Below are 18042 nucleotides of genomic sequence, written 5' to 3'. Positions count from 1 at the left end.
TGGGATGCCCACCGCCCACGCGTGCGCACTGATGCTCACGAGACCCCCAGCTGGGCGGAAAGCACGAGGACGGCGGCGCCCGCCAGCACCACGTCCTCGTCGAGTGCGGCCATCCGCAGCTGCAGGCCGGTGTTGATGGCCGGCATGGTCCGCTGTCGGATGGTGTCCAGCGCAGCCTCGCGCAGGGGGCCGTCGAGCAGGTCGCGCGGACCGCTCAGCAGCACCTCCGTGAGGTTGAGCGCGCTGACGACCGGGGCGAGGGTCACGCCCAGCACCCGGCCGGCCGACGCCAGGGCGGCGTCGGAATCTTCTGGGCTCTTGTCCGCGACCGCGCGCCGCAGCGCCGGCACGGACAGCACCGTCTCGAGGCAGCCCACCCGGCCGCACGCGCACGGCTCGCCGTCGTCGACCACGGTCACGTGGCCGATCTCGCCGGCGGCGTCGCGCTGGCCGTGCACCCGCACGCCGTCGACCACCACGCCCGCGCCGACGCCCGCGCCCAGGGTGACCACGAGCATGCTGCCGGTCGCCCCGCCGTAGGTGAACTCGCCGAGCGCCGCGGTGTTCGCGTCGTTCGCGACGTGCACGGGCAGGCCCAGGCGCTCGCCCAGGATCTCCGCCAGCGGCACGTCGTACCACCCGCGGTTCGGCGCCTCGACGACGCGCCCGTCCAGGGTGATGATGCCGGGCGAGCCGACGCCGACGCCGATCACCGGGTGGCTCGCCGCGGCGACGAGCCGGCGCACGAACCGCGTGAGCAGGTCGACCAGCTCGTCACCCGTGCGCCCGTCGATGTCGAGCTGGCGGCGCACCATGATCTCGCCGGTGAGGCTGAGCACCGCGCCGCGCATGTGGCCGTGCTCGGTGAGGTCGACCGCCACGATCTGGTAGGCGTCCGTGCGCAGGCCCACCAGGATCGCGGGCTTGCCCACGCGCTGGCCGGGCCGCGTGCCGAGCTCCTCGACCAGGCCCTCGGTGATGAGCACCGAGACCAGGTCGGAGATCGTGACGCGGGTGAGCGAGGTCGCTCGTGCGAGGTCGGCCCGGGAGGTGGGCCCCTCGTGGAAGAGGTGCTGCAGCACCAGGGACCGGTTGTGCGCCCTGGCGTGCTCGGGGAGCACCTTGGACGTCGCGCGCAGCCGTGCCCCGAGCCCTCGCCCGGTGCCGCTGCGTTCTGTCGCCGTCGCCATGTTTGTTAGTAGACCTCCTTAACAGAGTCCCTGTCCATTGCCCGGTATGACCCGTAACAAGACTGTTACTTGGGTCACGCTGCTCCTGGCGTGGGACGCACCCTGTTCGACGTGGACGGATTACTTCACGTGCCTGACGAAAGCGAGCCTGCCGCACGCGGGCTCGAGGAGCACGGCGTGACCGGAACGTGATCAAGAACCGTGCAAAACCGATGAAAAATCGGGTCACCAGGGCCACAAGTTCACAAAGGGATCACAGTTCTCAGGTGAGGCGGGTTCCGGCACCGTCGGCCTCCTACGCTCGTCCCATGATGCGCAACCGGTCTGCCCTGGGGGACGCGGGCCCACCCGCGCGCCGACTTGTCCACGCACTGTTGGCAACGATCGTCGGGGGCACGCTCGCCGTGTCCCTGGCAGCATGCTCGGGCGGAGGAGCAGGGGGCTCCAGCGGCTCGGAGGCGGCGACCGACGGCGGCGCCGCACGCAGCGAGATGACGGCGCCCGACGCAGCGAACGACGCGGCCGCCGGCGCCATCGGCGTCGCCGAGGCCCGCGAGGAGGCCGTCGACCGCGAGCTCATCACCACCGGCAACGCGACGCTCGTGGTGGACGACCCGTTCGGCGCGGCCGAGCAGATCGCCGACCTGGTCGAGGACGCGGGCGGCCGCGTCGAGGCCCGGGACGAGCGGGCCGAGACCGACGACGAGCTGGGCAGCGCGTCGATGACGCTCCGCATCCCCGCCGACCGCGTCTCGGCCACGCTGGACGCGCTCGACGAGCTCGGTGACGTGCGCGACCGCCACGTCGAGACGGTGGACGTGACCGGCACCGCGCAGGACCTCGACGCCCGCATCGAGGCGCTCCGCACCTCGACCGACCGCCTGCGCGAGCTCATGGCCGACGCCGACCGCACCGCCGACCTCATCGAGATCGAGGCCGAGCTGGCCACGCGTCAGGCCGAGCTGGACTCGCGGGTGTCCGAGCGGAACCGGCTCTCGGACGAGGTGGCGATGTCCACCCTGCACGTCGAGATCGTCGCGGAGGGCACGCCGGCGGCGCAGGCCAGGCCAGGCGGCTTCGTCGGCGGCCTGTCCGCGGGGTGGAGCGCCCTGGTGAGCACGTTCAACGTGGTGGTCCTCGTGCTCGGCGCGATCACGCCGTGGCTGCTGCTGGCCGGCCTGGTCCTGCTGGCGGTGATCGGCGTACGCCGGCAGGTCGCCCGGGCCCGGTCCACGGGCCCGACGCCGCCGGCCGCCGACCCGGAGCCCGCCCCGGCGGACTGACCGCCCACACGCCCCGCCCATCCCTCCCCGCCCCGCCGACGCACCACGGCCCTGACCCGGCGAACTGCTTTCGTCGAGTCAGGGCCGTGGTCCGTGCCGGGTCAGTCGGTGACCGCGAGCGCGTCGATCTCCACGAGCATCTCCTCGTGCGGCAGCCCGGTGAACACGGTGGTGCGGCTCGGCAGCACGCCGCCGGGGCAGTGCTTGGTCACGAACTCGCCGTAGGCCTCGTTCATCTTTCCGAAGTCCTCGCGCTGGGTGAGGTAGACCCGCAGCATCACGACGTCGTCGAACGTCGCGCCGGCGGCCTCGACGACCGCCCGGACGTTCTCGAGCGTGCGGGTGGTCTGCGCGGCCACGTCGCCCAGGTGCACGTACGTGTTCGTCGCCGGGTCCATGGGGCCCTGCCCCGAGACCTGCACGAACGGCCCCTTGCGCACGCCCTGGTGGAAGGTGTGCGCGGGCGCCGGGGCGTCCGGGGTGGAGAGGGCGGTCTTCGCGGTCATGTGGTTCTCCTTGCGGTTCGGTGGTGCGGTCAGAAGCTCAGCGTGACCTGCTCGGCGACCTCGTCGCCGCGGGTCACCAGGGCGGTGCGGTACTTGTCGAGCGTGGTGCACGGGTGCGAGATGCCGAACCCGACCACGTCGCCGGGCCGGAGCGCGCCGTCTGCCACCCCGACGTCTGCCACCCCGACGTCGGCCGCGCCGTCCGCTGCGGGGTCGAGGGACAGGTAGGCGTGCTGGTCGTTGAGCGCGGTCACGATCACGCCGGTCAGCTCGCGGGCGTCGCCGAGCCGGCCGTCGGCGTCGGCCGGGCGCACGACCAGCGGCGTCGGCAGGTCGATGTCGAACGAGACGTCGCGGCGGCCCATCCCGCAGATGACGAGCCCGGGCTCGGGTGCGGACAGCACCGAGGCCCAGACCGTGATCGCGGGGCGGAGCGGCTCGGCGCCCAGGCGGGTCCACGGGTCGGTGCGCAGGTAGTGGCCGTGGTCGTGGGTCACGTAGGCGCCGGACCGGAGCACGACCCGGGTGGGCACGCCCCCGCCGTCCGCGGCCGTGAGGGGCTCGCCGAGCCGCCGGGTCACGACGTCGGCGAACGCGCTGCCGCCCGCGCTGAGCACCAGGGGCCCGTCGACGAGGTCCGCGACCTGAGCCCCGGCGTCCCGCAGCCCATCGCACCAGCGGCCGACGGCGGCCAGTTCCTCGGCGCTGGTCCCGCCGGCCACGGGGCCCTCGTAGCCGGCGACGCCGACCAGACGCAGCCCGGCGTCGTGCACGCGGCGCGCGAGCGCCACGGCGTCGGCCACGGTGCGCACGCCGGTACGGCCGCCCGGGACGCCGAGCTCGACGAGCACCCCGAGCCGAGCCACGGCCTCGGGGGCGGCGCCCGCGAACCCGGCGGCGAGCAGGTCGACGCCGCGCGCGGAGTCGACGTAGACCCAGACCTCGTCGGCGGTGCCGTCGGTCAGGGCGGTGCGCAGCCAGGCGATCTCGCGGGGGTCCACCAGCTCGTTCGCGAGGAACGCGCGGCGTCCGGCGCCGGGGAGGCCCCAGCCGAGCGCGGTGCGGAGCTGCGCGGGCGTGGCGACGGTGGCGCCCCACGCCCCGGCGGCGACCTGCCGCTCCCAGATCTGGCGGGACATGTGGGTCTTGACGTGCGGGGCGTGCTCCACGCCCGCGGCGGCGAAGGCGCCCGCGACGGTGGCGATGTTGTGGTCGAGCGCCGGCTCGTCGAGGGTCAGCAGGGGCCAGGAGAACGAGGGGTCGTCGATGCGCAGCACGCCCCCATCTTGCCGTGCGCGCCGAGGTCGCGACGACCAGGTCCGTGCGCCGGGCTGCTCACCGATCCCCTTCGAGGCCCGGCTTTCTCCGCCTTCAAGCCCCTGAAAGCGGAGAAAGCCGGGCCTCGAAGGGGATGGTTGTCACTCCCCCGCGGCGGGCCGCAGGCCGTGCCCCGGCGTCGCGCCCGTGAGCGACCCGCCGGCGAGCACGGGCACCCCGGCCACCAGCACGTCGTCGACGCCGATGGCCGGGGTGCGCGGGAGCTCGTACGTCGCCTCGTCCTGGACGCGGCCGGGGTCCACGAGCACGAGGTCCGCCACGGCCCCGGGCGCGAGCCGGCCGCGGCCGGCGAGGCCGAACCGCCGCGCCGCGCGGGCCGACAGGTGCTCGGCAGCGTCCCACCAGCTCCACGAGCCGCGACGCACGTGCTCGTCGAGGAACCGCGCGAACGCGCCCCAGCCGCGGGGGTGCGGCCGGCCGCCCCAGTAGATCGCGTCGGAGCCGGCGAGGTGGCCCTCGTACCCGGCGAGCGTGCGGACCGACTCGGGCGAGTTCGTCGGCGGCTGCGCGAACACGCAGCTCGCGCGCAGCTCCGTGGTCGTGAGGATCTCGACCACGGTGTCGGGGGCCGAACGCCCGAGCCGGGCGGCGACGTCGGGCAGGGTCCTCCCCTCCGCCCACTCCATGCCGGGCACGGACGCGAAGGTGATGCGCGGCCAGAGGTCGGTGAGGCCGGCGAAGTGCTCGTTCAGGCGCCCGGCCAGGGCGGGGTCGCGCAGGGCGGCGACGGTCGCGGCGGCGTCGGCCACGGGGAGCCAGGTCGGCAGCGAGACCATCGACAGGATGGAGCAGCCGCGCAGGTAGGGGTAGGAGTCGTAGGTCAGGTCGTGGCCCGCGGCGCGCGCCGCCCCGATGTGGTCCAGCAGGTCCCGCGCGGGGCCGTGCAGGTGCGACACGTGGGTGGCGGCGCCGGACGCGCGGGCGATCCGCAGCAGCTCGTCCAGGCCCGCGACGCCCTTGTCCTCGTAGCCTCGCATGTGGCTGACGTGCGGCAGCCCGCGCGCGGCCACCACCTGGGCGAGCGCGATCAGCTCCCGCTCGTCGGCGTACGCGGCGGGCACGTACTCCAGGCCCGTCGACAGGCCGCAGGCGCCGTCGTCCAGCGCCTGCTCCAGCAGGCGCACCATCGCCGCGATCTCGTCGTCCGACGCCGGCCGCTGTGCCGCCCCCAGCACCCGGTACCGGATCGTGCCGTGGGGCGCGAGGTACGCGACGTTCACGGGGACGGTGCGGTGGTAGGTCGTCAGGAGGTCGCCCACGGACCCGCCCGCGAACACGGGGTGGTCGCCGTCGATCGCGGCGAAGTATGTGCTCGCCCAGGCGTAGGTCGCGGGGTCGGACGGCGCGAAGGACACGCCGTCCTGGCCCGTCACGACCGTGGTGATGCCCTGGCGGAGCATCGCGAGCTGCACGTCCGGCTCGAAGACGGCGGCCTCGGCGTGGGTGTGCGCGTCCACGAAGCCGGGCAGGGCGACGCGGCCGTCCGCGTCGAGGGTCCGGGGACCGGGCCCGTCGTCGTCCCGGGTGCCCGCGCGGGTGATCGTCGCGACGCGGCCACGCACGACGTGCAGGTCCAGGGGTTCGGACAGGGTCCCGTCGGGCTGGGGCAGGCGGGCGCCGCGGACGTACACCGTCCCGGTCACGCGTCGCCCTCCGGGCTCGGCTCGTCCGAGGGGGTCCGCTCCGGCAGGTTCTCGACGCCGCCGTCCTCCCGCCAGCCGCCGAGCCCGGCCCAGCCGCCGACGGCGGTCTCGGCCGCGAGGTCCCGCGGGTAGCCCTGGACGCCGGGCCGGGTCTGCCAGGGGTGCGGCCCGGCGAGCGGCCGGTACTCGACGCCGTACGCGTCGAGGCGCGGCAGGTGGTGCCGCTCCAGCCGCTCCAGGAACTCCTTCGACGCCGCCGAGCCCGGCTCCCGGTCGCCGCGCGGCGACCAGACGACCTCGGCGAACGCGGCCAGCCGGGGGTAGGTCGCGTAGTCGACCCGCCGCGCGCTGTCGAGGTGCTCGGTCCACACCTGGGCCTGCGCCCCGAGCAACCGCCCCTCTTCTCGTCGAGTGCTGGCTGTTTGTTGGTCCGAGGCCCGGTCGCCCGACAGATAGCCAGCACTCAGCGCGGGTGGGAGGGGGTCGAACGAGTAGACGTCCTCGATCGTGCGCAGGAAGCCGACCGGGATGGGTTCCGCCGGGTGGTCGCCGGCCCGGTGGTCCAGGTAGACGGCCTGCTCGGGCGCCATGACGACGTCGTACCCCGCCGCGAGCGCTGCCGCGCCCTGGGCGTACCCGCGCCAGGACGTGACGATCACGTCGCGCGGGAGCATGGGCGAGACGGCCTCGTCCCAGACGACGGCGCGACGGCCGGCGGCCGACACGTGCTCCGCGAGCCGGGCGACGAACCAGCCGTGCAACAGGCCGACGTCGACCGCGCCGTCCGGCCCGAACAGGCCGAGCGCCCGGGCGCGCTCGACGATCCGCGGCGACTCGCGCCAGAGCGTCGGCGGCACCTCGTCGCCGCCGAGGCCGATCCAGGGCGAGTCGAAGACGTCCAGCACCTCGTCCAGCACGTGCCGGAAGAACGCGAGCGAACCCTCGGACGGGTCGAGCACGTCCTGGCTGATGCCCCAGGTGGTGCGCACGCCGCTGCGGTCCTTGCGGGTGCCGAGCTCGGGATAGGCGGCGACGGCGGCCTCGACGTGGCCGGGCACGTCGATCTCGGGCACCACGGTGATGCCCCGGTCGCGGGCGTGGGCCACGATCTCACGCAGGTCGTCCTGCGTGTAGAAGCCGCCGTGCGGCCGGCCGTCGCGGGAGCCCGTGCGCCAGGTGCCGACGGTGGACTCGCGCCGCCACGCCCCGGTGCGTGTCAGCTCCGGGTACCGGTCGATCTGCACGCGCCAGCCCTGGTCGTCCGTGAGGTGGAGCTGGAGCACGTTGAGCCGGTGGGCGGCCGCGAGGTCGACGAACCGCAGCACGTCGTGCTTCGGCAGGAAGTGGCGGGCGACGTCGAGCAGCACGCCGCGCCAGGCGAACCGCGGGTGGTCCTCGATCCGGACGACCGGGAGGACAGGTCCCGGCGTCCCGCCGCCCGTGCCCCGGTAGTCCGCGGGCGCCCGCCGGAACGCCGCGGGTCCGGCGAGCTGGCGCAGGGTCTGCGTGGCGGCGTGCGCGCCGGCGAGGTCCGCGGCGTCGACGCGGACGGCAGCACCGGACGGCGCCCCGGTCACCGCGATCCGGTAGCCCCCGGTGGGCAGCTCGGCCGCGAGGGCGAGGACGACGTCGGCGGGCCGTCCGGCAGGACCGCCGTCCGCGCCGGGGTCCGCGCCGGGCTCCGCACCGCCGTCCGCACCGCCGTCCGCACCGCCGTCCGCACCGCCGTCCGCACCGCCGTCCGCGCCGTCACCGGAGGACCCGGTCACCGGCACCAGGTCGATCCCGAAGGCCTCCTCCGTGACCCGCCGCCACCAGCGCGCGGCCGGCCGCAGGGCCGGGTCGGTCAGGACGCGCGCGCCGTCCCGGAGCAGCGCCGACCCGCCCGGCACCTGCGTCGACGCAGGCAGGGGAACGAGGCCAGGATCTCCGGGCGGGTGCACGCCGCACACCCTAGCGCGGCAGCCCTTCCCGAACGCGGCAGCCGGCGTCGAACGTAGGGTTGGTCGCCGCACGAGCGCTCATGAAGCGACCAACCCTACGTTCGACAGCATCGGCCGTGGCCGCACGCCCGTGCTAGTCGCGGCGGAGGATCGGCTCCAGCGCGCTGAGGACCGCCGCGTCCTCGATCGTCGACGGCACCGCGGGGTGCTCGCCGTCGGCGAGCTGGCGCATGGTGCGCCGCAGGATCTTGCCCGATCGGGTCTTGGGCAGTCCGGCGACGATCTCGACGTCCTTGAACGCGGCGACCGGCCCGATCTGGTCGCGCACCGCGGCGACCAGCTCGGCCGCGACGCCCTCGGGGTCGACGCCGGCCTTGAGCACCACGAGCCCGCGCGGCACCTGCCCCTTGAGCGCGTCGGCGACCCCGATCACCGCGCACTCGGCGACGGCGGGATGGCCCGCCAGCACCCCCTCGATCGCGCCGGTCGACAGGCGGTGGCCCGCGACGTTGATGACGTCGTCCGTGCGGCCCATCACGTAGACGTAGCCGTCGTCGTCCACGTAGCCGCCGTCGCCGGACAGGTAGTAGCCGTCGAAGGCGGCGAGGTACGACGACACGTACCGCGCGTCGTCGCGCCACAGCGTGGGCAGGGTCCCGGGCGGCAGGGGCAGCCGGAGCGCGAGGCTCCCCTCCTGGTTCGGTCCCGCGACCGAGCCGTCCGGCAGCAGCACCTGCACGTCGAAGCCCGGCACGGGCACCGACGGCGAGCCCGGCCGGGTGGGCATCGGTTCGAGCCCGCGCAGGTTGGCGACGACGGCCCACCCGGTCTCCGTCTGCCACCAGTGGTCGACGACGGGCACGCCGAGGATCCGGCCCGCCCACTCGTAGGTGCCGGGGTCCAGCCGCTCCCCCGCCAGGAACAGGTGCCGCAGCGAGGTCGTGTCGTGGGCGGCCACGAGGATCCCCTCCGGGTCCTCCTTCTTGATCGCGCGGATCGCGGTCGGGGCGGTGAACAGCGCCTCGACGCCGTACTCGGCGACCACGCGCCAGAACGCGCCGGCGTCCGGCGTGCCGACCGGTTTGCCCTCGTAGAGCACGGTGGTCGCGCCCGCGATCAGGGGCCCGTAGACGATGTAGGAGTGGCCGACCACCCAGCCGACGTCGGACGCCGTCCACCAGACCTGGCCGGCCTCGATGTCGTAGACGTTGCGCATCGACCAGGCCAGCGCGACGGCGTGCCCGCCGTTGTCGCGCACGATCCCCTTGGGCCGGCCCGTGGTGCCCGACGTGTACAGGATGTAGAGCGGGTCCGTCGCCGCGACCTCCGCGCACGGCGCGGGGTTGGTGCGCCCGGCGTGCATCGCGGTGGCCCAGTCCAGGTCCCGGCCCTCGACGAGCGTCGCGACGGCCTGCGGGCGTTGCAGGATCACGCACGACGCCGGCTGGTGGTCGGCCAGCTCCAGCGCCCGGTCCAGCAGCGGCTTGTACTCCACGACCCGGCTCGGCTCGATACCGCAGGACGCCGACACGACGACCTTGGGCTGCGCGTCGTCGATCCGCACGGCCAGCTCGTTCGCGGCGAACCCGCCGAACACCACCGAGTGCACCGCGCCCAGGCGGGCGCAGGCGAGCATCGCGACGACCGCCTCCGGCACCATCGGCATGTAGATCACCACGCGGTCGCCCTGTTCGACACCGAGGTCGCGGAGGGCGCCGGCGAACGCCGCGACGTCCTGCAGCAGGGTGGCGTAGCTGATCGTGTCGGAGTCGCCGGTGACCGGGCTGTCGTAGATGAGCGCGGTCTGGTCGCCGCGGCCCGCGATGACGTGCCGGTCGAGCGCGTTGTAGCAGGTGTTGAGCCGCCCGTCGGGGAACCAGCGGTAGAAGGGCGCGTCGTCGCCGTCGAGCACCCGGGTGGGCCGGTGGAACCACGAGACGAGAGCCGCCTGCTCGCCCCAGAAGCCCTCGGGGTCGGCGAGGCTGCGTCGGTAGACGTCCGCGTAGTCGGCCATGGGCCCTCCAGCTCTCCGCCGCGAACCCCGGTGTCCGCGCCGCTGCCAGTGTGCCCCGGAGGTGCGGGATCGTCGAGTGGGCGGGCCGGTCGGGGGCGCCCGGGCGAAGTGCGCTTCTGCCCCGCCATCCGGCCCGGAATCCAGCTGGTTCCGGGCCGGATCGCGGGGTAGAAGCGCACTTCCGACCGGCGGCCCGCGCGCAAGCGTCGTCGTCCTCGCGACACATGCCGGGTATGAGCCCGCTTCGCGCACCGCTCCGTGTCCCACTGCCCCGCCGTGTCCCACTGCCCCGCCGTGTCCCAGCGCTCCGTGTCCCAGCGCTCCGTGTCCCACCGCTCCGTGTCCCACCGCCCCGCCGTGTCCCGGCGCTCCGTGTCCTCGGTACCGGGCTGGCCGGGGTTCTGCTCCTCGGCGCGTGCGCCGGCCTCGCCGGCCCGGGAGGTACCAGCAGCCCCGCGGGGGCCGCATCGGACGGAGACCAGCCCCCCGACACGGCGACGGCCGCGCCGCCCACGCCCGCAGCGCCGGGCGCCGTGACCGCCGTCGCGACCGTGCTCCAGGAGGGCGACGACCCGCCCGAGCTCTGCCTGGGCGGCGTGGCCGAGTCGTACCCGCCCCAGTGCGGCGGACCCGAGATCGTCGGGTGGGACTGGGACGCCGTCGACGCGGAGGAGTCCGCGCAGGGCACCACCTGGGGCACGTACACGGTCGAGGGCACCTGGGACGGCGAGACCTTCGACCTCACCGAGGCCGGCGCCGCCCCGGCCGAGCCGTCCGCGTCGCCCGACGACCCCCGGCTCGCACCGGACGACGCCGGGGCGGCCGGAGCGGGGTCCGACGCCGACGAGCTGCAGAACGAGGTGTTCGACGACCTCGGCGGCCTCACCGGCTGGGTCGAGAACGGCTACGTCTGGGTGACGGTCGTCTACGACGACGGCAGCATCCAGCGCTACGCCGACGACACGTACGGCGCCGACACGGTCGCGGTGCTGTCGGCGCTGCAGGACGTCGGGTAGGCGAGCCACGGCGTCGAGAACCGGGCACCGACGTCGGGCAGGGGGTGCACGGACCCCGGGCACGACGAAGGCCTCGCCGGAACATCGGCGAGGCCTTCGACCACAGGGCTATCGAGTGGAGCTGCCGGGAATCGAACCCGGGTCCGGTATCGGTTAACGAGGACTTCTCCGGGCGCAGTCTGCTATGGATTTTCTCGGCCCCCGCGCTCGCGCAGACACGTTCGCGGACAGGCCCAGTCATCTAAGTGTTCCCGTGGCCCCGATGACGAGAGCTACGAGCAGTGGCTTTCTAGATGACGCGGACTACCGGAGCGAAAGCAGACTCCGGGCCCACGGACTTCGGGCTCGCTCAGGCGGCGAGGGCGAAGTCGTTGCGCGAGTTATCGGCAACTATTGGTTTACAGGCATCGTTTACGAGATAAGCCTGCATCCTCGGCCCGCTTCTCCTCGAAGCACGACCACCGTCGAAACCGATCAGCCCCTATGGATTTTTCAACCAGCTCCCCGAGCTCTCGCCCGTGGAGTGTTCCCAGTCTAGGTGATCAACACCCGGGCAGGGAACGTTATTTCCTCAGCCGAGCATCTCCTTGTGCCGGATCGCCCGCCGGGCCTCCCGCATGTCCTGCTGCTCGCGCAGGGTCTGGCGCTTGTCGTACTCCTTCTTGCCTCGCGCGAGCGCGATCTCGACCTTGGCGCGGCCGTCCAGGAAGTACAGCGACAGCGGGATGAGGGTGTGTCCCTTCTCCCGCGACTTCGACTCCAGGCGCGCGATCTCCTCGCGGTGCAGCAGCAGCTTGCGCCGGCGCCGCGGCGCGTGGTTGTTCCACGTGCCCTGGAAGTACGCGGGGATGTGCACGTTCTCGAGCCACGCCTCGCCGCGGTCGATGGCGGCGTAACCGTCCGTGAGGGACGCGCGCCCCATCCGCAGCGCCTTGACCTCGGTGCCCGAGAGCACCAGTCCGGCCTCGAAGACGTCCTCGATCACGTAGTCATGACGGGCCTTCTTGTTGTTCGCCACGATCTTGCGCGGGTCGTCGACGTTCTTCTTGGCCATGGTCTCCCTCCGGGGTTGCGGGCGCGAGACACCCGCTGCGGGTGGCGCGACGTCCCAGTTTACGCGCCCGGTCCACCCCGGCCAGGCTTTTAGAGCCAGGTCATCGGGTCCACCGTGGAACCGTTGATGTACAGCTCGAAGTGCAGGTGGCAGGCGGTGGACGTGCCCGTGGTGCCCGAGTAGCCGATGAGCTGCCCCCGCGAGACGCGCTGCCCCGCCGAGACGGCGAAGGACGTGAGGTGGTTCGAGCTCGTCATCACGCTGGTGCCGCTCGACGTGTAGCCGTGGTCGATCAGCACCTGGTTGCCCAGCCCCGCCAAGGTCCGCGCGTAGAGCACGGTGCCGTCGGCGGCGGCCAGGATCGGCGTGCCGCAGTAGGCCCGGAAGTCGGTGCCGGCGTGCAGGCGGGAGTAGTTCAGCACCGGGTGGAACCGCATGCCGTACGACGAGGTGACGAACGGGTTCGCCGTCGGGTAGCTGAGGAACGTCATGGTGCCGGCGCCGCCGCCACCGCCGGACGAGGAACCGCCGCCGCCTCCAGACGAGCCCTGTTCCTCCTGCCGCTGCTGGGCCAGCCGCTCGTCCCGCGCCTGCTGCTTGCGGATGATGGACTTCAGGTCGGCCTCGATGGAGCCCAGCTCCTGCTCGTTCGCCTGCATGCTCGCCAGCGCGGCGTCCTTGCGGTGCTCGATGCGGTTCTTGAGCCGCTGCTGCTGGTCGATCAGGCGCTCGATCTCCGCCTTGCGCTCCACCGCGGCCTGCTTGGCCGCCTCCTTGGACTCCACGTTCTCGTCCGCGAGCCGCTTGAGCTCGGTGACGACCTCCCGGATGGCCGTCAGCCGCGCCTGCAGGTTGCGGGCGGTCGCCTCGGCGTCCTGCAGCTCGGCGAGCGTGCGCGCCCGGATCCGGGCCGCGGACGACGACACCGAGTACCCGTCGATGAACTCCTCGGTGCTCTGGGCGCCGGTCACCAGCCCGAGCGTCGACGTGCTGCCGGACCCCCGGAACTCCTCGCGGGCCATCTGCGCGATGTCGTCGCGGGCGTCGTCGACCTTGCCGGAACCGTCCTGGAGCAGCTGGGTGACCTGCGCCTCCTCGAGCTGGGCGTCGGCCAGCCGCTGGGCCAGGATCGCGGCCTCCCGCTCTGCCCGCTGCAGCTCGGCCTCGGCCACGGCGAGCTCGGCCTCCGCCACCGGCAGCCGGCCCTCGACCTGGTTCAGCTCCAGCACGGCGTCCGCGAGCTGCGAGTCCGTGTGCTCCAGCTCGGCCTCCAGGCTCTCGCGCTCCTTCTCCTTGGCGGCCTGCTGGCGCTCCGCGGCGGCGCGGCGGTCGTCCAGGTCGTCGGCCTGGACGGCGGTGGAGCCGCCCAGCAGGAGCAGGACGGCCAGCGCCGCGGCGACGGTGCCGCGGCCGGGGACCCTGGAGCGAGGGTTTCGGGGAGTGGACATCAGATCCTCGTGTACCGGTTCAGGGTGAAGAAGGACGAGAGGGCGGCCAGCGCGACCGCCATGACCACGAGCAGCGGCGCGACGCGGAACACGTCGACCTCCGACACGTAGGCGACCCAGTCGACCGACCGTTCGAGCCAGTCGCTGACCATGAACCGCACGGCGAGCCACAGCCCGCCGCCGGCGAGCAGGGAGCCGAGCACGGCCGCCAGCGCCCCCTCCAGCAGGAACGGGAGCTGGATGAACAGGTTGGACGCGCCCACCAGGCGCATGATCTCCGTCTCCTTGCGCCGGGAGACGGCGCTCAGCCGGATGGTCGTGGTGATCAGCAGGACCGCCGCGAGGAGCATGACGCCGGCCAGGCCGGCCGCGAGCAGGGTGGCGACGTTGAGCGTGCGGAACAGCGGCTCGAAGACGGCCCGCTGGTCCTCGACGATCTCGACGCCGTCCCGCCCGGACAGGACGTCGCTCACGACGGCGAACTGCTCGGCGTCGGTCAGCTTGAGGCGCAGGGACGCCTGCATGTCGTCGGCGGTGAGCTGCGTGCCCTGGTAGCCGTCGGGGTAGCGCTCGCTGAAGGCCTCGAACGCCTGCTGCTTCGACTCGAAGTAGACCTTGCTGACCTGCGAGGAGAGCTCGGTGTCGATGACCTGGCGCACGGCGTCGATCTGGTCGTCGGTGGCCTCGCCCGTGGCGCACGTGGGCGACACCGAACCCTCCGGGCAGAGGAAGACGGAGACCTCGACGAGGTCGTACCAGTCGTCCTTGAGCTTGCCGATCTGCGCCTGCAGCAGGGCGGCCGCGCCGACGAACGTCAGGGACACGAACGTCACGAGCACCACGGCCACGACCATGGTGGTGTTCCGGCGCAGGCCGCTGAAGACCTCGCCGAGCACGAACTGGAAGCGCACGCTCAGGACCCCCGCACCGTCTGGGCCGGCGCACGCGTCCCGCTGCCGGGGGCGTCGAGCACGGGTGAGGCGCCGACGTCGGGCAGGATCGCCTCGCGCTCGCCGTAGCCGCCGCGCGCCTCGTCGCGGACGACGACGCCGTCCGACAGCTCGACGACGCGGCGGCGCATCTCGTTGACGATCTCGTCGTCGTGCGTGGCCATGACGACCGTGGTCCCGGTGCGGTTGATGCGGTCCAGCAGGCGCATGATGCCGAGCGAGGTGGTGGGGTCCAGGTTGCCCGTGGGCTCGTCGGCCAGGAGGATCTGCGGCCGGTTGACGATGGCGCGCGCGATCGCGGCGCGCTGCTGCTCACCGCCGGAGAGCTCGGTGGGCATCCGCTTGCCCTTGCCCGACAGGCCGACCATGTCCAGCACCTCGGGCACGGTGTCGCGGATGACGTGCCGCGGCTTGCCGATCACCTGCAGGGCGAAGGCCACGTTCTCGTGGACGGTCTTGTTCTGCAGCAGCCGGAAGTCCTGGAACACCACGCCGAGCTGGCGGCGCAGCGTCGGCACGCGCCAGCCGGAGAGGTTCGCGACGTCCCGCCCCGCGACGTAGACGCGGCCTCGTGTGGGCCGCTGCTCGCGCAGCACGAGCGACAGGAAGGTCGACTTGCCCGAGCCGGAGGCCCCCACGAGGAAGACGAACTCACCGCGCTCGACGTCCACGGAGACCTGGTCGAGGGCAGGCCGTGCGCCGCGCGCGTAGACCTTCGACACGTTCTCGAACCTGATCACGAGCCCGACCCTAGGTCGGAGATCGGGTGGCGTGTCGGGCAGACACGCCGAGGACACCCACCCCGTTGCGCGGCGTCCGCCGCCATATCTGGCCAAAACGCGCGCAAGCGGCATTTTGCCGCGCCGTTACCCCGCGCCGGAACGCACCGGATGAGTTCTTATGGAGAAACCGGCCCCCGGCAACAGGAGCGTGAGCTGATGCGTGCTGTCGTGTTCGAGAAGTTCCAGACCTTCCCGAGCCTCAGGGAGGTGGAGCGACCCAGCCCGGGACCGGGCGAGGTGCTGCTGAAGATCGCCGGGTCCGGGGCGTGCCACTCCGACGTGGCGCTCTACAAGGAGTTCGCGGAGGGGCAGCCCGGGGCGTCGGCGCCGCCGTTCGTGCTGGGGCACGAGGCGTCCGGCTGGATCGAGGAGCTGGGGCCAGGAGTCACCGGGTTCACGAAGGGCGACGCCTTCCTCGTCTACGGGCCCAACGGCTGCGGGCACTGCAAGGCCTGCTCGCGCGGGCAGGACACCTACTGCGAGAACGCCGCGACCATGCCGTGGGCGGCGACGGGGATCGGGCGCGACGGCGGCATGGCGGAGTACATGGTGGCGCCCGCGCGCAACCTGGTGCCGCTGGGCGACGCCGACCCGGTCGCGGCCGCTCCCCTGGCCGACGCCGGCCTCACGCCGTACCACGCGATCAAGCTCTCGCTGCCGAAGCTGGCGGGCGGCGGAAAGTTCGCGCTGGTCGTGGGCCTGGGCGGGCTCGGCCAGGTGGCCGTGCAGATCCTCTCGGCGCTGACCGGTGCCACCGTGATCGCCACCGACATGAAGCAGGACGCCATGGACCGCGCGGCGGCCAACGGCGCCGTCACCGTGCCCGGCGGGCCGGACCAGGTCGGGGCGATCCGCGAGCTGACCGGCGGACGCGGCGTCGACGCGGTCTTCGACCTGGTGGGCGCAGCGCCTACGATCAGGACGGCGCAGGCGTGCCTGGCCCAGCAGGGGCGGCTCACCGTGGTCGGCATCGCGGGCGGCGTGACCGAGTGGAGCTTCTTCACCAACCCGTACGAGGCCGAGATCACCAACACCTACTGGGGCACCGTCGAGGAGCTCTACGAGGTGGTCGCGATGTACCGGGCGGGGCAGATCGTGCCCGACATCGAGCGGTACACCCTCGACCAGTACGACGAGGCGTACCGCAAGCTGGAGTCCGGACAGCTCTCCGGGCGCGCCGTCATCGTGCCGCACGCGTGACCGGGCGGGGGTGGCCGCCAGGGCCGCCCGCCGTCCGCCGTCAGCTCCCGGAGCCGCCGCGGCGCCAGCGGATGCCGGCCTCGATGAAGTCGTCGATGGCGCCGTCGAACACGGCCTGCGGGTTGCCCGACTCGTGCTCGGTGCGCAGGTCCTTGACCATCTGGTACGGCTGCAGCACGTAGGACCGCATCTGGTCGCCCCAGCTGGCCTTGATGTCGCCGGCCATCTCCTTCTTCTTCGCGGCCTCCTCCGCCTTGCGGAGCAGCAGGAGACGCGACTGGAGCACGCGGTACGCGGCGGCGCGGTTCTGGATCTGCGACTTCTCGTTCTGCATCGCGACGACGACGCCCGTGGGGATGTGCGTCATGCGCACGGCGGAGTCCGTCGTGTTGACCGACTGACCACCCGGGCCCGAGGAGCGGTACACGTCGATCTTGAGCTCGGAGTCCGGGATGTCGATGTGGTCGGTCTGCTCGATGAGCGGGATCACCTCGACGGCGGCGAACGACGTCTGCCGGCGGCCCTGGTTGTCGAACGGCGAGATGCGGACCAGACGGTGCGTGCCGGCCTCGACGGACAGGTTGCCGAAGGCGTAGGGCACGTTGACCTCGAAGGTCGCGGACTTGAGGCCCGCCTCCTCGGCGTAGGACGTGTCGCCCACCTTGGTGGGGTAGCCGTGCCGCTCGGCCCAGCGCAGGTACATGCGCATCAGCATCTCGGCGAAGTCGGCGGCGTCCACGCCGCCGGCCCCCGCACGGATCGTCACGACCGCCTCGCGCGAGTCGTACTCGCCGTTCAGCAGGGTGCGCACCTCGAGTGCCGCGAGGTCCTTGCGGATCTTGGCGACCTCCTCCTCGGCCTCGGTGAGCGAGTCGGCGTCGTCCATCTCCTGGCCGAGCTCGACGAGTGTCTCCACGTCGTCGATGCGCGCGCCGAGCTTCTCGACCCGGCTCAGCTCGGCCTGCGCGGCCGAGAGCGCGGAGGTGACCTTCTGGCCCTCCTCCGGGTCGTCCCACAGGTTGGGCGCCGACGCCTGCTCCGACAGCTCGGCGATCTTCGCCTCGAGCGCGGTGGGGTCGCTCACGGCCTCGATGGACTCGAGGGTCGTGCGGAGCGCCTTGATCTCAGCGGGAAAGTCGTTGGTGGCCACGATGTTCAAGGTTACCCGCGCATCCCGGTGCCCGACGCCGGAAAACCTCGCGCCGGCCCGGGTCGGGCTCAGCGAGCTCCCGGTTCGGGCAGCTCACGGCCGAACATCTGCGCGGTCGCGCGGGCGCTGGGCGTGCCCGCGTCGGGGTCCGCGCCGTGCTCGACCAGCACCCGGATCACGGCGGCCTCGTTCTTGAAGACGGCGCCCGCGAGCGGGGCCTGGTTGTTGGCGTTGCGCCGGTTCACGTCCGCGCCGCGCTCGGCGAGACCCGCCGTGAGGTCCGCGTGCCCGTGGTAGGCGGCGAGCATGAGCAGGGTGTTGCCGGCGTCGTCGGCCAGCTCGACCGGCAGGCCGGCGTCCACCAGGTCGAGCAGCACGTCCGCGCCCTGGCGGGCCAGGTCGAAGACCTGCTCGGGCTCGAGGCGCGTGCCGCCCTGGTCGGTGCCGTGCTGGTCGCTCGTGCCGTGCTGGTCGTGGCCGTGCTGGTCGTGGCCGTGCTCGCTCATGGCCACAACCTAACCCGGC

General features: G+C 73.1%; 15 protein-coding genes and 1 other RNA gene. 3 read left to right on the top strand and 13 right to left on the bottom strand.

From position 1 onward, the window contains the following. Positions 1-35: 35 nt before the first annotated feature. Positions 36-1190, bottom strand: coding sequence for an ROK family protein (locus tag ACH45N_RS07795; protein WP_397392748.1), 1155 nt, complete (start codon positions 1188-1190; stop codon positions 36-38). A gap of 308 nt (positions 1191-1498) precedes the next feature. Between ACH45N_RS07795 and ACH45N_RS07790 the strand changes: the two genes are divergently transcribed. Continuing rightward, entirely contained in the window at positions 1499-2473 is a 975-nt protein-coding gene (locus ACH45N_RS07790; protein WP_397392746.1) for a DUF4349 domain-containing protein, read from the top strand. 101 nt (positions 2474-2574) lie between these two features. On the opposite strand, the gene ACH45N_RS07785 is transcribed toward ACH45N_RS07790, so the two are convergent. The 5 genes from ACH45N_RS07785 to ACH45N_RS07765 all read right to left on the bottom strand — a co-directional run bounded on the left by ACH45N_RS07785 (position 2575) and on the right by ACH45N_RS07765 (position 9917). Further along, positions 2575-2979, bottom strand: coding sequence for a RidA family protein (locus ACH45N_RS07785; protein WP_397392744.1), 405 nt, complete (start codon positions 2977-2979; stop codon positions 2575-2577). A 29-nt stretch (positions 2980-3008) separates the two neighbouring features. Beyond that, positions 3009-4256, bottom strand: a complete 1248-nt coding sequence (locus tag ACH45N_RS07780; RefSeq protein WP_397392742.1) for an alanine racemase — start codon at positions 4254-4256, stop codon at positions 3009-3011. Positions 4257-4397: 141 nt separating this feature from the next. Next, positions 4398-5960: an amidohydrolase family protein gene (locus ACH45N_RS07775; RefSeq protein WP_397392740.1), complete on the bottom strand. Its 1563-nt coding sequence runs from the start codon at positions 5958-5960 to the stop codon at positions 4398-4400. Further along, a complete protein-coding gene (locus ACH45N_RS07770) occupies positions 5957-7903 on the bottom strand; it encodes a beta-N-acetylhexosaminidase (RefSeq protein WP_397392738.1) in 1947 nt (648 codons plus the stop codon). The genes ACH45N_RS07775 and ACH45N_RS07770 overlap by 4 nt, the downstream gene beginning before the upstream one ends. Positions 7904-8036: 133 nt before the next feature. After that, a complete protein-coding gene (locus ACH45N_RS07765; RefSeq protein ID WP_397392736.1) occupies positions 8037-9917 on the bottom strand; it encodes a propionyl-CoA synthetase in 1881 nt (626 codons plus the stop codon). A gap of 533 nt (positions 9918-10450) precedes the next feature. Here ACH45N_RS07765 and ACH45N_RS07760 point away from each other — a divergent pair. Next, positions 10451-10933 carry a hypothetical protein gene (locus ACH45N_RS07760; RefSeq protein WP_397392734.1) on the top strand — a complete coding sequence of 161 codons (483 nt, stop codon included), beginning with the start codon at positions 10451-10453 and terminating at the stop codon, positions 10931-10933. Positions 10934-11046: 113 nt separating this feature from the next. Here the strand turns inward: ACH45N_RS07760 and ssrA are convergent. The 5 genes from ssrA to ftsE form a co-directional block, all read right to left on the bottom strand. Next, positions 11047-11415, bottom strand: a transfer-messenger RNA (tmRNA) gene (gene ssrA, locus ACH45N_RS07755). Positions 11416-11504: 89 nt separating this feature from the next. Further along, positions 11505-11987, bottom strand: a complete 483-nt coding sequence (gene smpB / locus ACH45N_RS07750; protein ID WP_377227948.1) for an SsrA-binding protein SmpB — start codon at positions 11985-11987, stop codon at positions 11505-11507. 89 nt (positions 11988-12076) lie between these two features. Next, complete coding sequence (locus ACH45N_RS07745) at positions 12077-13435, bottom strand: peptidoglycan DD-metalloendopeptidase family protein (RefSeq protein ID WP_397392732.1); 1359 nt, start codon at positions 13433-13435, stop codon at positions 12077-12079. Continuing rightward, on the bottom strand, positions 13435-14346 hold the full coding sequence (gene ftsX, locus ACH45N_RS07740) for a permease-like cell division protein FtsX (RefSeq protein ID WP_397392730.1): 912 nt from the start codon (positions 14344-14346) through the stop codon (positions 13435-13437). Before ftsX ends, ACH45N_RS07745 begins: the two co-directional genes overlap by 1 nt. A 2-nt stretch (positions 14347-14348) precedes the next feature. After that, positions 14349-15125 (bottom strand): cell division ATP-binding protein FtsE, encoded by a 777-nt coding sequence (gene ftsE / locus ACH45N_RS07735; RefSeq protein WP_397392728.1) that lies wholly within the window; start codon positions 15123-15125, stop codon positions 14349-14351. Positions 15126-15323: 198 nt separating this feature from the next. Between ftsE and ACH45N_RS07730 the strand changes: the two genes are divergently transcribed. After that, positions 15324-16367: an NAD(P)-dependent alcohol dehydrogenase gene (locus ACH45N_RS07730; RefSeq protein WP_397392726.1), complete on the top strand. Its 1044-nt coding sequence runs from the start codon at positions 15324-15326 to the stop codon at positions 16365-16367. A 40-nt stretch (positions 16368-16407) separates the two neighbouring features. On the opposite strand, the gene prfB is transcribed toward ACH45N_RS07730, so the two are convergent. Continuing rightward, complete coding sequence (gene prfB / locus ACH45N_RS07725) at positions 16408-17517, bottom strand: peptide chain release factor 2 (RefSeq protein ID WP_285102872.1); 1110 nt, start codon at positions 17515-17517, stop codon at positions 16408-16410. 68 nt (positions 17518-17585) lie between these two features. Next, positions 17586-18023: an ankyrin repeat domain-containing protein gene (locus ACH45N_RS07720; RefSeq protein WP_397392724.1), complete on the bottom strand. Its 438-nt coding sequence runs from the start codon at positions 18021-18023 to the stop codon at positions 17586-17588. Positions 18024-18042: the final 19 nt, after the last annotated feature.

Source organism: Promicromonospora sp. NPDC019610, from assembly GCF_044389365.1.
Lineage (GTDB): Bacteria > Actinomycetota > Actinomycetes > Actinomycetales > Cellulomonadaceae > Promicromonospora.
The sequence above is the reverse complement of the archived record's forward strand: the minus strand, read 5'-3'. Positions and strand labels throughout refer to the sequence as shown.

Bases quoted from the DNA above. Each gene is read 5' to 3' on its own strand.
- ACH45N_RS07795 (WP_397392748.1), bottom strand. From the start codon at position 1,190: ATGGCGACGGCGACAGAACGCAGCGGCACCGGGCGAGGGCTCGGGGCA.
- ACH45N_RS07790 (WP_397392746.1), top strand. From the start codon at position 1,499: ATGATGCGCAACCGGTCTGCCCTGGGGGACGCGGGCCCACCCGCGCGC.
- ACH45N_RS07785 (WP_397392744.1), bottom strand. From the start codon at position 2,979: ATGACCGCGAAGACCGCCCTCTCCACCCCGGACGCCCCGGCGCCCGCG.
- ACH45N_RS07765 (WP_397392736.1), bottom strand. From the start codon at position 9,917: ATGGCCGACTACGCGGACGTCTACCGACGCAGCCTCGCCGACCCCGAG.
- smpB (WP_377227948.1), bottom strand. From the start codon at position 11,987: ATGGCCAAGAAGAACGTCGACGACCCGCGCAAGATCGTGGCGAACAAC.
- ACH45N_RS07745 (WP_397392732.1), bottom strand. From the start codon at position 13,435: ATGTCCACTCCCCGAAACCCTCGCTCCAGGGTCCCCGGCCGCGGCACC.
- ACH45N_RS07730 (WP_397392726.1), top strand. From the start codon at position 15,324: ATGCGTGCTGTCGTGTTCGAGAAGTTCCAGACCTTCCCGAGCCTCAGG.
- ACH45N_RS07720 (WP_397392724.1), bottom strand. From the start codon at position 18,023: ATGAGCGAGCACGGCCACGACCAGCACGGCCACGACCAGCACGGCACG.